Origin of the sequence: Actinoallomurus oryzae, from assembly GCF_039541955.1 — a bacterium.
GTDB lineage: Bacteria > Actinomycetota > Actinomycetes > Streptosporangiales > Streptosporangiaceae > Actinoallomurus > Actinoallomurus oryzae.
This window is the reverse complement of record NZ_BAABHF010000009.1, coordinates 160,015-172,730: the sequence shown is the minus strand read 5'-3', so window position 1 is coordinate 172,730 and position 12,716 is coordinate 160,015. Positions and strand designations below refer to the sequence as shown.

Here is a 12,716-nt window from a genome sequence, read left to right as displayed (position 1 = left end):
GGTGAACCCGACGTTCCAGTGGTCATGCCGATCCGGGGTTTGAACCACGCCGTCCTGTATGTACGCGACGCGCAGCGCAGCGCCGCGTTCTACCGTGAGGTGCTGGGCTTCCGAGAGATCGTGAGCCTGCCGAACGCCGTCTTCCTGCGGGCGCCGGACTCCGACAACGACCACGACCTGGGCCTGTTCGGCGTCGGCGAGGCCGCCGTACCGTCACCCGCCGGCCGCTCGGCCGTCGGCCTGTACCACCTGGCCTGGGAGGTCCCGACACTCGCCGACCTGCGCGAGCACCGCGACCGCCTCGCCGAGGCGGGCGCCCTGGTCGGAGCCAGCGACCACGGGTCGACGAAGGCGCTGTACGCCAAGGACCCGGACGGCCTGGAGTTCGAAGTCTCCTGGCTGGTGCCGCACGAGCTCCTGGGCGACGACACGGAGATGCGCACGCTCCCGCTCGACCTGGACGCCGAGATCGAGCACTACGGCCCCGACCGCACCGGCGCCCTCAGCCGGGTGCCGGGAACAGCCGGTACCTGACCGCCGGCCGGCGCCAGGGACAACTGTGTCCCTCCGCGCCATACGCGCTGGACGGAGAGCGTGTCGCCGATGGTGACGGTCGGGTCACCGGCGACAAGCGTGAGGTCGGCTCGTAGGCCGGGCTTGATTCGGCCACGGTCAGCAAGGCCGAACCTGCGCGCGGGAACGGAGGTCGCCGCCCGCAGGGCCTCCATCGGCGTGAAGCCTCCCAGCACCAGGAGCCGCAGTTCGTCGTGGAGGCTGGCGCCGTGGGCCATTCCCGGTGCGCCGAGATGCGCGGCATCCGTGCCCGCGAGAATGTCGACGCCGGCTCGCCGCAGCGCTGCGAGCGCCTCGAGCGCGTAACCGAAGTTCTCGTGTGGGCTTGTCGCCATCGCGCCGGACAGGTTGTCGAGCCATGCCGGCGTCAGCTTCGGGGCGACCCGCGGATCCCTGGCGAGCGAGTCACCGGCGGGCTCGCCGGTGATCGACGCGATCACCGTCAGTGTGGGAACGACGAAGGTGCCGGCGGCGGCGATCTTCTCGATCAGCTCGTCGGTATGCGGTCGATCGAAGAAGAGATGAGTGAATCCGTCGACGCCGGCGTCGAGGACCTGATCGGCCGTCTCGATGGTCATCGCGTGCGCGAGAACCATCCTGTCGCGGTCGTGGCCCTCACGAACGGTCGCCGCGACCAGCTCGGGAGCGAGGGCGGGCAGGGACGAGCCGAACACGTGGCCGTCCTCCACCAGCACCTTGAGGTAGTCGGCGCCCTCGGCGATCCTGGCCTCAACGAACGCCGGGATCTCGTCCACGCGCGTGGCCGTCGGCCACGGTGGGTCCCCTTCCCCCTTCCGGAGCTGATGGGGGTGCCCGTCCGCAGGAGTGAGCCCGATGGACGGGGAGCGCACGTCGGCGAGGTCACTCGACTCGGCGACCTGGCGGCGCAGCGGGATCATTCGCTCCGGCATCGAGAGCATGTCGAGCTCGGTGGTGATCCCGAACGTCAGGGCCTGGCGGAGTGACTCCGCGTCGGTATGCGTGTGAGCGTCGAACAGGCCGGGCAACAACGTGGCACCAGTGCCGTCGATCAGCTCGACTCCGTCGGGACGCCTGCCCGCGACGCTCACGATCTTGCCGTCTGCGACTTCGACGTCAACGACCCCAAGAAGGTCCTCGCCATCGAAGACGCGTGCGCCTGTGATCACGAAGTGATTCACGGCTGACTCGCGCAGCATAAGCCTCTCCACCTGGTTACTTTTGGTGACCACAGAACCGTAAGTGACCGTGATTGAGCTGCCAAGGAGGCACTTTCCCGACAGGTGGTGAGGTCCAGGTGACCAGGCGCGAGCTGTCCCCGGAGGTCCCGCTGTCCGTGGTGCGCGAGTGGCGGGGACGCCGATGATCCGTCAGCTCGATCCCGGGGGTGTGCGCAGCCACGTGTCCACGTCGTCGAGAAGGCGCTTCTGGACGTCGGACGGCGCGGCCGAGCCTCGGATCGAGCAGCGTGCCAGTTCGGCCAGCTCCGTGTCCGTGAAGCCGTGCACCTCGCGCGCCAGCTCGTACTGCCGCGTCAGGCGCGACCCGAACAGCAGCGGGTCGTCCGCGCCCAGGGCGATCGGCACTCCCGCCTCGAAGATCTTCCGCACCGGGACGTCCGGCGGCGTGGCGAACACCCCCAGCCCGACGTTGGACGACGGGCACACCTCCAGGGTCACGCCGCGCTCCGCCAGCGCGGCGAGCAGCGACGGATCGTCGGCCGAGCGGACCCCGTGGCCGATCCGGTCGGCCCCCAGGGCGTCCAGGCACGCCCGTACGCTCGACGGGCCCAGCAGCTCCCCGCCGTGCGGCGCCGACAGCAGACCGCCCCGCTTGGCGATGCGGAACGCCGCGTCGAAGTCGTACGCCCGGCCGCGCCGCTCGTCGTTGGACAGCCCGAACCCGACGACGCCGCGCCCGGCGTACTGGACCGCGAGGCGCGCCAGCGTCCGCGCGTCGAGGGGATGGCGCGTACGGTTCGCCGCGATGATCACCCCGATGCCCACGCCGGTGGCCGAGGAGGCCACCCGTACGGCGTCCAGGACCAGCTCGGTGAAGGCCGTGAGCCCGTCGAACCGCGCGGCGTACCCGCTCGGATCCACCTGGATCTCCAGCCAGCCCGAGCCTTCCGCCGCCTCGTCCTCGGCCGTCTCGCGCACCAGCCGGCGTACGTCCTCCTCGTCGCGGAGCACCGAACGGGCGATGTCGTAGAGCCGCTGGAACCGGAACCAGCCGCGTTCGTCCGTCGCGTGCAGGCGGGGAGGCCACTCCTCCACCAGGGCGTCGGGCAGGTGCACGTTGTGCCGGCGGGCGAGATCCACGAGCGTGGTGTGCCGCATCGAGCCGGTGAAGTGCACGTGTAGGTGGGTCTTCGGCAGCGCGGCGATCGGACGGGCCTCCATGCGGAGATATAACCGCATGGCCCTCCCCGCGCATGCCACCTCCCCCAAGAACCGCCCGTCCGGGCCATGCCGAGGATCGCCTGAAAAAAGTTTTGGAGAGGCGTGCAACCCCCCGTGGGACTCACGCGTATATGAGGGGCGCGAGAGCAACACAGGCTGAACCAACACAGGCTGAAAGGGCATGACTCAATGAAGACGCTCAAGGTAGCTCTGCTGGTGACCACGACGGCCGGCGCCGTCGCTGCGGGCGGTGTCACGTGGGCGACCGTCGGGAACAGCAGCCCCGCCCCGAGCGCCCCGGCGGCCGTCAAGGACATCGCCAAGCACGCCCCCGAGGTGAAGACGCCCACCACTCCGTCCGTGCCCTCGGTGCCCACCTGCGTGCCGAACCTCCCGAAGGGCAGCAAGGCCCTCGCCGCCGCCAAGGCGAAGGTCGAGCAGCAGATCGAGGCCCTGGCCGCCAAGGCGCCCAAGACCCCGGTGACCCTGCCCGCGGTGCCGGGCAAGGCCCCGAAGGTGCTCCCGGCCGAGGAGCTCGCCAAGCTGCCGGTGAGCAAGCTGCCCACCTGCGACGCTGCCGGCGAGCAGAAGGCCAAGACCGCGACCCCGCCGAAGGTGCCGGCCGCCCCGTCGCTGCCGGACGCCGTCTCCTGCGACAAGGTCCCGGCGGTGATCAAGAACGAGCAGGCCAAGGCCAAGCAGTTCACGCTGCCGAACGGCGCGAAGTTCGGCGTCGTCCACGCGCACAGCATCACCATCCAGAGCCGCGCGGCGTGCGTCTGGACCCAGCAGCTCGTCGGCTCGCTGCCCGGCTCCATCACGGTGGACCGCATCAAGACCCCGCCGCAGGTCACCCTGGCCGAGCTGGCGCAGGAGCTGAAGATGCCCGGTCAGTTCGTCTCGGTGAGTGGCGGGGAGGCATGGCAGACGCCGACCCACGAGGGCATGCTGTGGCTTGACGGCAACGGCTACGCGGTCCGGCTCACCGGCACCAACCCGGCCACGGCCGCGCTGCTGCCGGGCATCGCCTCCCAGCTTCACGCGGAGTGAGCATGGCGCGGGTGGCCCCGGCGCGGAGGGCCACCCGCGACCGGTCGGCATTCGATGTGGCGTTCACCGGACGGAGCACATTGGCGCGTCGAGATGACGAGTCATTCGTCAAGTTCGTGGCGGAGCGGGGTACCGCGTTGCTGCGCACAGCGAGTCTGCTGTGCGGAGCGCGGTCCGACGCGGAGGACATCCTCCAGACGGCGCTGGAAAAGGCCTACCGGCACTGGAGCAAGATCAGTACCGACGCCGATCCGGAGCCGTACGTCCGCCGCATCCTCGTGAACCTGACGGTGAGCCGGGCGAGACGATGGCGGGTTCTGCGTGAGGTGCACATGCCGAGCCCGCCAGAGGTCCCCTCGGCGTCGGAGACGGCCACGGTCGAGCTCCGGGGCGTCCTCATCGACGAGTTGCGCCGTCTCGGTCCGCGCCAGCGAGCGGTGCTCGTCCTCCGCTACTGGGAGGACATGTCAGAGGCCGACACGGCGAAGATGCTCGGATGTTCGGTCGGCACGGTCAAGAGTCAGGCCGCGCGGGGGCTCGCGCGGTTGCGTGAGCGGATGGGCTCATCCGCCCACACGGCGGTATCAAGGGGGTGAACCATGGATCTGGAGAATGAGCTGCGGAAGGCCATGGCGGACCATGTCACGGAGGTGTCCGCGCCGGAGACGCTCGCCGCGGACGCCAGGCGCCGCCATCACCGGACGGTACGACGCCGCACGGCGTTCGCCGTCGGTGCCGCCGGGGTGATCGTCGCGGCCGGGATGATCCCGGCCTACCACACGATCCGCCCGCAGACCGTCGGTGCGGACGGTCCGGACGGCCGGAGGCACGGGCAGCAGACGACCCGCACGCTGTCCGCGTCGCCGACACCCTCGGTGGACGCCCGCTCGGGCTCACCTGGTGCCGGATCGAAGGGTTCACACCCGGCCGGGAGGCCGAAGCGCCCGTCCGGCGCCCAGGACCCTGGCCTGGGCGCGGTCAAAGCGCTGCTCAGCTACCTTCCCCACGGCCTCACCGCCAAGCCGTGCACGAGCACGCACACGGGGGCGAAGGAGACCAAGACCTGCCGCTGGAGCGGTTCCGGCGGCTGGATCGAGGTGCGCCTCATCCGCGACGGCGGGCTCAAGAATCCGTCCGACCTGGGACTGGCGCCGCCGGTGGCCAAGGCGTTCCGCGTGCACGGCCATCCGGGTCTGCGCACGGACGGCCCGGCGGTGCCCAGCCAGATCATGTGGATCGAACGGCACGGCCTGGGGGTCTGGGTCGGTGTCAGCCCGTCGCTCGGCGGCAGCATGACGCGTATCGCCGAAGGGGTGAACGTCACCTGAGGGGAGCCGGGACGCGCCGCCCTCCACCCCATGCGTCCCGGCACTCACAAGAAGAGGCCGTCCCGTCGTTCGACGACGGGACGGCCTCTTCTCACGTACGGATCCGAGGGCCGCGCTCAGTGGGCCTCGGCGAGCAGCTTGCCCACGCGGCCCACGCCCTCGGCGAGGTCCTCGTCGCTCAGCGCGTAGGACAGGCGGAAGTAGCCCGGCGTGCCGAACGCCTCACCCGGCACCACCGCCACCTCGGCCTCCTCCAGGATCACCGCCGCCAGCTCCACGGACGTCTGCGGGCGCTTGCCGCGGATCTCCTTGCCCAGCAGCTGCTTGACCGACGGGTAGACGTAGAAGGCGCCCTGCGGCTCGGGGCACACCACGCCGGGGATGTCGTTGAGCATCCGGACGATGGTCTGCCGGCGCCGGTCGAACGCCTCGCGCATCCGCGCGACGGCCGTCAGGTCGCCGCTCACGGCCGCGAGCGCCGCGGCCTGGGAGACGTTCGCGACGTTGGACGTCGCGTGCGACTGGAGGTTCGTGGCGGCCTTCACGACGTCCTTGGGGCCGATCATCCAGCCGACCCGCCAGCCGGTCATGGCGTACGTCTTGGCCACGCCGTTGAGGATCAGCGTGCGGTCGGCCAGCTCGGGCACGACCACGGGCATCGAGGAGAACTCCGCGTCGCCGTACACGAGGTGCTCGTAGATCTCGTCCGTGATCACCCACAGGCCGTGCTCGGCCGCCCAGCGACCGATCTCGGCGACCTGCTCGCGGCCGTAGACGGCCCCGGTCGGGTTGGACGGGGAGACGAACAGCAGCACCTTCGTACGGTCCGTACGGGCGGCCTCCAGCTGGTCCACGGTCACGAGGTAGCCGGTGGTCTCGTCGGCGACCACGTCGACCGGCACGCCGCCGGCCAGCTTGATCGACTCGGGGTACGTCGTCCAGTACGGGGTGGGGACCAGCACCTCATCGCCCGGGTCGAGCAGCGCGGCGAACGCCTCGTACACCGCCTGCTTGCCGCCGTTGGTGATGAGCACCTGGGACGCGTCGGCCTCGTAGCCGGAGTCGCGCTTGGTCTTCTCCGCGACCGCGGCCTTGAGCTCGGGCAGCCCGCCCGCGGGCGTGTACTTGTGGAAGCGGGGCGTACGGCACGCCTCGACGGCGGCCTCGACGATGTAGTCGGGCGTCGGGAAGTCCGGCTCGCCGGCGCCGAATCCGATGACCGGGCGCCCCGCGGCCTTCAGCGCCTTCGCCTTGGCGTCCACGGCGAGTGTCGCGGATTCGGAGATCGCGGCGATCCGGGCGGAGATTCGAGTGCTCATGAGGCCTCCTTCGTCGGAGGTGCGACCAGGGGCGCTGTGTTCATTGACTCACTCGCAAGCTCGCTCATAGTGCCTATCGTCGCAGACGGCGCGGGGAGATCTCAGCCGGATATAGGCTGAGTCCGGAGCCGAGCCGGGCGCGCTGCGGCGTTTGGTTCGACGCGGAGGTGGTTTGACACGTAGACTGCAGCACTTAGTGACGTCGCTCAGGGCTCTGACGCGCCCTGGATGCGGTGCCACTGCGAAGGGCAGTAGCTCAATTGGCCAGAGTCCCGGTCTCCAAAACCGGTGGTTGGGGGTTCGAGTCCCTCCTGCCCTGCGGATTGCGGTTCGCGACTAACCTGAAGTATGCGGACGTAGTGATGCGCACGCCCACAGCGGAGTTTGCGACACGACCGACGAGGGGATGCGTCGACATCGATGGCGACTGACACGCGCGGCGACGCCGCGACCAAGGACAAGGAGAAGAAGCCGCGCCGGAAGCGGACTTCTCCTCTGCTGTTCTACCGCCAGGTGGTCGCCGAGCTTCGCAAGGTCATCTGGCCGACGCGCCACGAGCTTGTCACGTACACGACCGTTTCGCTGATCTTTGTGATCATTGTGCTGGCGATCGTGTTCGGTCTGGACAACCTGTTCTCGTGGCTGACCCTGAAGGCGTTCGGCTGACTCGGCTGATCACGCGTCACATCCGGCAAGACATTACGTATCGAGAGAAAGAGTGATCGTGTCCGAGTCCCCTGAGCTCCACGACGAGGCCGTCAAGGAGGCCGAGTCCGTGGAGACGGCGGCTACGACCGAGGCTGAAGACGTCGCCGCGGAGTCCGCCGAGACGCCGGAAGGCGCCTCGGCCGATGACGCCGCCGCCGAGACGACGGCGGACGAGTCTCCGGAGGAGCCGTCCGACCCGGTCGGCGACTTCATGACGCAGCTGCGGCGCCTGCCGGGCGAGTGGTACGTCGTTCACTCGTACGCGGGATATGAAAACCGCGTCAAGACCAACATCGAGCAGCGCACCCAGTCGCTCAACATGGAGGACTTCATCTTCCAGGTCGAGGTGCCGCAGCACGAGGTCACCGAGGTCAAGGGCGGCAAGCGCCAGAAGGTCAGCGAGAAGGTCCTGCCGGGCTACATCCTGGTCCGCATGGACCTCACCGACGAGTCCTGGGCCGCCGTACGCAACACGCCCGGGGTGACGGGCTTCGTAGGACTTTCCAACACTCCGTCGCCGTTGCACCTCAGTGAGGTCGCCACCCTGCTGGCGCCCGAGCCGGAGGAGCAGGTCAAGGCCAAGGAGACCGCCAAGACCACGGCCACCGTCGACTTCGAGGTCGGCGAGTCCGTGACCGTCATGGACGGCCCCTTCGCCACGCTGCCCGCGACGGTCAACGAGATCAACGCCGAGGCGCAGAAGCTCAAGGTGCTGGTCTCGATCTTCGGTCGGGAGACCCCGGTCGAGCTGTCGTTCAACCAGGTCTCCAAGATCTGACCACTCCTCGTCGGCGAGGAGCCCGCGAGAGCGGGGTCCTCGCCTGCCGAGGAGGTAAGGGCCCCAACGCGGCGGTCGACGTTCCAGCCGCCGTGTTGCCCGCGAATGCGGGAGTCGGGGCCGAAACCACACAGGAACGCTAGGGGTGAGGCATGCCTCCCAGGAAGAAACTCGCCGCGATCGTCAAGGTCCAGCTGCAGGCCGGCCAGGCGACCCCCGCGCCGCCCGTCGGTACCGCCCTCGGTCCGCACGGCGTCAACATCATGGACTTCTGCAAGCAGTACAACGCTGCCACGGAGTCCCAGCGCGGCAACGTCATCCCCGTAGAGATCAGCATCTACGAGGACCGCACGTTCACCTTCATTACCAAGACGCCGCCGGCCGCCCAGCTCATCAAGAAGGCCGCCGGGGTCGAGAAGGGCAGCGGCGAGCCGCACAAGACCAAGGTCGGCAGCATCACCCGCGACCAGCTCCGGGAGATCGCCCAGACCAAGATGCCCGACCTGAACGCCGGCTCCCTCGAGCAGGCCGAGAAGATCGTCGCCGGCACCGCCCGTTCCATGGGCATCAACGTCGGCGACTGATTCTCCCAACTCACATCATTTCCGTGGGAGGGCTCGCGCGGCCCGTACCACGCACTCCAGCAAGGAGACGCACATGAAGCGCAGCAAGGCCTACCGCGAGGCCGACGCCAAGATCGACAAGGACGCTCTGTACAGCCCGGCCGAGGCCGTCAAGCTGGCCAAGCAGACCTCGCCCACCAAGTTCGACGCGACCGTCGAGGTCGCGCTCCGGCTGGGCGTCGACCCGCGCAAGGCCGACCAGATGGTCCGCGGCACCGTCAACCTGCCGCACGGCACCGGCAAGACGGCGCGCGTGCTGGTCATCGCCGGTGGCGCGAAGGCCGACGAGGCCCGTGAGGCCGGCGCCGACTACGTCGGCACGGACGACATGATCGAGCGGATCCAGGGCGGCTTCCTGGACTTCGACGCGGTCGTCGCAACCCCGGACATGATGGGCAAGGTCGGCCGGCTCGGCCGCGTGCTCGGCCCGCGCGGTCTCATGCCGAACCCCAAGACCGGCACCGTCACCACCGACGTGGCCAAGGCGGTCTCCGAGATCAAGGGCGGCAAGATCGAGTTCCGCGTCGACCGGCACGGCAACCTCCACTTCATCATCGGCAAGTCCTCCTTCGACGAGCGCCAGCTCGTGGAGAACTACGCCGCGGCGCTGGAGGAGATCCTGCGGCTCAAGCCGTCGGCCGCCAAGGGGCGCTACATCAAGAAGGGCACCCTGAGCACCACGATGGGACCGGGCGTCCCGCTCGACCCGAGCCAGACCCGCAACCTCACCGCGGAGCTCGAGGGCGCGGCGAGCTGACATTCCGCACGTCAGGGGCGTCTCCCATCGGGAGGCGCCCCTTTTCGCGTCCGGGACCGCCGCGACCGCGAATCGGCCTTGGGGTGCCCGGCCGTACGACTTGGGGAGCATGCGGGGATAAACCATTTGGTCCCTGTGGGGGATGTCCTACGAATCGTTGGGGACAAGACTCGTAATCGGCCGGAGACAGAACGGTTCGCGGACCGAGATCCGCGTCCGGTAGCCATACGCGAGACGCAGGAGGAACCCAATGGTTCGTCGATACGCCCTGGGGACGGCGGCGGGAGCCGCGCTCATCGTCTCCCTGACCGCGTGCCAGGGAAGCGGCGACGACAAGCAGAGCGCCCAGGTCCCGGCGGCTCAGGCCATCGCCCTGGCGTCGCAGAAGACGGCCACCGTCGACTCGTACAAGGTCGCGGTCACGGCCGCCGGCACCGGCGAGGCGGCGGCCAAGATGCACGGCACCATCCAGATCCGCCTCAAGCCGCAGCTCCAGGCCACCGGCACGCTCGACTCGGCCACCGTGAAGGGCCAGTCGCTGCCGGGCGGCGAGCGCGCCATCCTCCTCGGGGACGCCTTCTACGCCAAGGTTCCGCAGCAGTTGTCGCAGTTCACCGGCGGCAAGCCGTGGGTGAAGTTCTCCGTCTCCCAGGCGAGCAGGCAGGCGGGGGTCAACCTCGACAGCATCGTCAAGCGGGCCAACCCGGCCGAGCAGACGAAGATCTTCACCGGCTCCAAGGACGCCCGCCGGGTCGGTACCGAGAGCATCGACGGCGTGAAGACCACCCACTACGAGGGCACGGTCACCCCGGAGCAGGTCGGGCAGCTCGACGCGCGGGCGCAGCAGGCGTTCAAGCAGTTCTACCAGCGGTCCGGCGCGAACAAGGTGACGTTCGACCTGTGGGTGGGCAAGGACAGCCTGCCGCGCAAGCTCGTCACCAAGGTCACGACCGACAAGGGCAACGCGTCCTCGACCATGATCTTCAGCGACTACAACAAGTCGTTCTCGGTCAGCGCGCCTCCGGCGAGCGAGGTGACCGACGGCAGCCAGCTCAAGAACGCTTTGGGCTCCCAGATCCACTAATAGTCCGGCTGACCAGCATATTCGTCGCTTAAACGGAATGTCCCGTGACCTAAGTCACGGGACATTCCGTTTAAAGGGCCCTTGCTCAGGTACGGAACCGACACGCCGGAAGGCGGGCCACCGGAATGGCCGACCGTCAACCTGGGAGGAAACTCGCGATGACAGCAAGGGCCAGTCGATATGTGGCAGGCGCCGCCGCCGGGCTGGCGCTGACGGTGTCCCTCACCGGCTGCCGTACGGACGGGGGCGGCAGCGACGCGTCGGACAGCGGCAAGCCGGGCAGCGGCAAGTCGAGCGTGCACCTCACGGCGGCGCAGGAGGCTCTCGGGAAGGCCGCGGACAAGACGGCGGACCTGAAGTCGTTCCGTGCGACCCTGTCGACCTCCAGCGTCGTGAGCGGGCGGCAGACCGACCTCAAGGGCGATCTGGCGTTCCGGCTGAAGCCGGATCCGGCGATGAAGCTCGACGTACCCGCGATCAACACTTCGGGCAAGACCACCGACGGCTTCCAGGAGGTCTTCACCGGCGACACGATCTACCTGAAGATCCCCGCCCTGGCCAAGCGGGCCGGCAAGCCGTGGGTGAGCTTCACGACCGCCGAGGTGAGCAAGGCGACCGGCGTCGACGTCAAGGGCCTGCAGAGCCAGGGGCGCCAGGCCGACCCGGCGCTGAACGCCAAGATGCTCACCGCGTCCAAGGACGTGCGCAAGGTCGGTACGGAGACGGTCGGCGGTGTCTCCACGACGCATTACCAGGGCACGTTCGCGCTCAGCGACGCGCTGTCCAAGCTCGGCACCGAACAGCGCGAAGAGGCCCAGAAGATCTTCAACCAGGCCGGCCTCGACAAGCTGAACTTCAGCCTGTGGATCGACGGGCGGCAGCTGCCCCGCAAGATCACGCTGACCACGCCGCCCGGGGCGAAGCTGAAGCTCGACACCGCGATGAACTACGTCGACTTCAACAAGCCCGTCTCGATCAAGGCCCCGGCCAAGAGCCAGGTCGTGGACGGCCTCAAGCTCAAGGGCGCCGGCTCGAACGTCCCCGGCTGACGCCCGGCTGAGCGGGCCACGCGGCCGCCCGGATGGTGCTCCGGGCGGCCGCGTACTCATGTGACGGGGGAGTTTCTGGTGAAATGTGAACCTTTCTGGGGCGTACGACGTCTGATGTTGGCGTGGTCCCTGCCGGGGGTCGCGCCATGATCAGGAGAGGATGTCCCATGACACCAAAGGCCGGTCGATACGTGGCCGGGGCCGCGACGGGCCTGGCGATCGCACTGTCGCTGACCGCCTGCAAGGGCGCGAGCCAGGACAAGGCGTCCGGCGGCGAGCCGACGAGCGGCGCCGCCCACCTGACCGCCGCCCAGAACGTCCTGGCCAAGGTGTCGGAGCGGACGAGCGGGGTGACGTCGTACCGGGGGACGATGTCCATGGCGATGAGCGCGTCCGGCCAGCAGGTTGACTTCAAGGGAAACATGGCGTGCCGGCTCAAGCCGTCGAAGGCCATGAAGCTCATCATGACGATGCGCGGGATCGGCCAGAGTACGGCACGCGTCACCGAGATCGTGACCGGCGACAAGCTGTACATGAAGATGCCCGAGCTCCAGGCGAGGACCGGAAAGCCGTGGGTCGGCATAAAGCGCAGCGACCTGCACAAGGAGAGCGGCGCCGATCTGCAGTCGATGCAGCAGAGCGACCAGGGCGACCCGGCGCTGAACACCAAGCTGCTCACCGCATCCAAGGATGTCCGCCAGGTCGGTCCGGAGACGGTCGGTGGGGTACGGACCACCCACTACAAGGGCACGTACAGCATGACCGACGCCTTGGCGAAGCTGAGTGGCGACCAGCGCGCTCAGGCGCAGAAGTCCTTCGCCGAGGCCGGCTTCGACAAGATCAACTTTGACATGTGGGTCGACGGACGGCAGCTGCCTCGCAGGGTCACCATCGCGACGCCGTCCGACGCCAAGGTGGGCATGAAGATGACCCTCAACTACACGGCCTTCAACGTGCCGGTCTCGGTCACGGTTCCGCCGAAGAGCCAGGTCGCGGACGGGGCCGGTCTCCTGGGTGGCGGGCAGAACGTCCCCGGCTGACGCCCGGCTTCGCGAAGTCACGCGGT

General features: G+C 68.8%; 14 protein-coding genes and 1 tRNA gene. 12 read left to right on the top strand and 3 right to left on the bottom strand.

The window, feature by feature from the left end:
* The first annotated feature begins 24 nt into the window (after positions 1-24).
* Complete coding sequence (locus ABEA10_RS02505) at positions 25-534, top strand: VOC family protein (RefSeq protein ID WP_345456758.1); 510 nt, start codon at positions 25-27, stop codon at positions 532-534.
* Here the strand turns inward: ABEA10_RS02505 and ABEA10_RS02500 are convergent.
* Complete coding sequence (locus ABEA10_RS02500) at positions 477-1,721, bottom strand: amidohydrolase family protein (RefSeq protein WP_345456755.1); 1,245 nt, start codon at positions 1,719-1,721, stop codon at positions 477-479. The two genes, ABEA10_RS02505 and ABEA10_RS02500, sit on opposite strands and share 58 nt — an antisense overlap.
* A 201-nt stretch (positions 1,722-1,922) precedes the next feature.
* Positions 1,923-2,954 (bottom strand): adenosine deaminase, encoded by a 1,032-nt coding sequence (locus ABEA10_RS02495; protein ID WP_345456752.1) that lies wholly within the window; start codon positions 2,952-2,954, stop codon positions 1,923-1,925.
* A 189-nt stretch (positions 2,955-3,143) separates the two neighbouring features.
* Here ABEA10_RS02495 and ABEA10_RS02490 point away from each other — a divergent pair, with 189 nt between their 5' ends.
* From ABEA10_RS02490 to ABEA10_RS02480, 3 genes are all read left to right on the top strand, one after another.
* Positions 3,144-4,004: a hypothetical protein gene (locus ABEA10_RS02490; RefSeq protein ID WP_345456749.1), complete on the top strand. Its 861-nt coding sequence runs from the start codon at positions 3,144-3,146 to the stop codon at positions 4,002-4,004.
* An 80-nt stretch (positions 4,005-4,084) separates the two neighbouring features.
* Positions 4,085-4,600: a SigE family RNA polymerase sigma factor gene (locus ABEA10_RS02485; protein ID WP_345456746.1), complete on the top strand. Its 516-nt coding sequence runs from the start codon at positions 4,085-4,087 to the stop codon at positions 4,598-4,600.
* A 3-nt stretch (positions 4,601-4,603) separates the two neighbouring features.
* Positions 4,604-5,332, top strand: coding sequence for a hypothetical protein (locus ABEA10_RS02480; RefSeq protein ID WP_345456743.1), 729 nt, complete (start codon positions 4,604-4,606; stop codon positions 5,330-5,332).
* Between the two features lie 116 nt (positions 5,333-5,448).
* On the opposite strand, the gene ABEA10_RS02475 is transcribed toward ABEA10_RS02480, so the two are convergent.
* A complete protein-coding gene (locus ABEA10_RS02475; protein ID WP_345456740.1) occupies positions 5,449-6,651 on the bottom strand; it encodes a pyridoxal phosphate-dependent aminotransferase in 1,203 nt (400 codons plus the stop codon).
* Between the two features lie 245 nt (positions 6,652-6,896).
* Between ABEA10_RS02475 and ABEA10_RS02470 the strand changes: the two genes are divergently transcribed.
* The 8 genes from ABEA10_RS02470 to ABEA10_RS02435 all read left to right on the top strand — a co-directional run bounded on the left by ABEA10_RS02470 (position 6,897) and on the right by ABEA10_RS02435 (position 12,690).
* Positions 6,897-6,970: transfer RNA gene (locus ABEA10_RS02470), tRNA-Trp, on the top strand.
* Positions 6,971-7,071: 101 nt separating this feature from the next.
* Positions 7,072-7,317 (top strand): preprotein translocase subunit SecE, encoded by a 246-nt coding sequence (secE, locus tag ABEA10_RS02465; protein ID WP_329250574.1) that lies wholly within the window; start codon positions 7,072-7,074, stop codon positions 7,315-7,317.
* Between the two features lie 58 nt (positions 7,318-7,375).
* Positions 7,376-8,137: a transcription termination/antitermination protein NusG gene (nusG, locus tag ABEA10_RS02460; RefSeq protein WP_425550854.1), complete on the top strand. Its 762-nt coding sequence runs from the start codon at positions 7,376-7,378 to the stop codon at positions 8,135-8,137.
* A 152-nt stretch (positions 8,138-8,289) separates the two neighbouring features.
* The gene (gene rplK / locus ABEA10_RS02455; RefSeq protein WP_345456736.1) at positions 8,290-8,721 is read left to right on the top strand and encodes a 50S ribosomal protein L11; all 432 of its coding nucleotides are present in this window, start codon (positions 8,290-8,292) and stop codon (positions 8,719-8,721) included.
* A gap of 73 nt (positions 8,722-8,794) precedes the next feature.
* Positions 8,795-9,517 carry a 50S ribosomal protein L1 gene (gene rplA / locus ABEA10_RS02450; protein WP_345456733.1) on the top strand — a complete coding sequence of 241 codons (723 nt, stop codon included), beginning with the start codon at positions 8,795-8,797 and terminating at the stop codon, positions 9,515-9,517.
* Between the two features lie 250 nt (positions 9,518-9,767).
* On the top strand, positions 9,768-10,601 hold the full coding sequence (locus ABEA10_RS02445; protein WP_345456730.1) for an SCO4651 family lipoprotein: 834 nt from the start codon (positions 9,768-9,770) through the stop codon (positions 10,599-10,601).
* Positions 10,602-10,759: 158 nt separating this feature from the next.
* A complete protein-coding gene (locus tag ABEA10_RS02440; protein WP_345456727.1) occupies positions 10,760-11,650 on the top strand; it encodes an SCO4651 family lipoprotein in 891 nt (296 codons plus the stop codon).
* 167 nt (positions 11,651-11,817) lie between these two features.
* Entirely contained in the window at positions 11,818-12,690 is an 873-nt protein-coding gene (locus ABEA10_RS02435; RefSeq protein ID WP_345456724.1) for an SCO4651 family lipoprotein, read from the top strand.
* Positions 12,691-12,716: the final 26 nt, after the last annotated feature.

Bases quoted from the DNA above. Each gene is read 5' to 3' on its own strand.
- ABEA10_RS02505 (WP_345456758.1), top strand. From the start codon at position 25: ATGCCGATCCGGGGTTTGAACCACGCCGTCCTGTATGTACGCGACGCG.
- ABEA10_RS02495 (WP_345456752.1), bottom strand. From the start codon at position 2,954: ATGGAGGCCCGTCCGATCGCCGCGCTGCCGAAGACCCACCTACACGTG.
- ABEA10_RS02490 (WP_345456749.1), top strand. From the start codon at position 3,144: ATGAAGACGCTCAAGGTAGCTCTGCTGGTGACCACGACGGCCGGCGCC.
- ABEA10_RS02480 (WP_345456743.1), top strand. From the start codon at position 4,604: ATGGATCTGGAGAATGAGCTGCGGAAGGCCATGGCGGACCATGTCACG.
- ABEA10_RS02475 (WP_345456740.1), bottom strand. From the start codon at position 6,651: ATGAGCACTCGAATCTCCGCCCGGATCGCCGCGATCTCCGAATCCGCG.
- secE (WP_329250574.1), top strand. From the start codon at position 7,072: ATGGCGACTGACACGCGCGGCGACGCCGCGACCAAGGACAAGGAGAAG.
- rplK (WP_345456736.1), top strand. From the start codon at position 8,290: ATGCCTCCCAGGAAGAAACTCGCCGCGATCGTCAAGGTCCAGCTGCAG.
- rplA (WP_345456733.1), top strand. From the start codon at position 8,795: ATGAAGCGCAGCAAGGCCTACCGCGAGGCCGACGCCAAGATCGACAAG.
- ABEA10_RS02445 (WP_345456730.1), top strand. From the start codon at position 9,768: ATGGTTCGTCGATACGCCCTGGGGACGGCGGCGGGAGCCGCGCTCATC.
- ABEA10_RS02440 (WP_345456727.1), top strand. From the start codon at position 10,760: ATGACAGCAAGGGCCAGTCGATATGTGGCAGGCGCCGCCGCCGGGCTG.
- ABEA10_RS02435 (WP_345456724.1), top strand. From the start codon at position 11,818: ATGACACCAAAGGCCGGTCGATACGTGGCCGGGGCCGCGACGGGCCTG.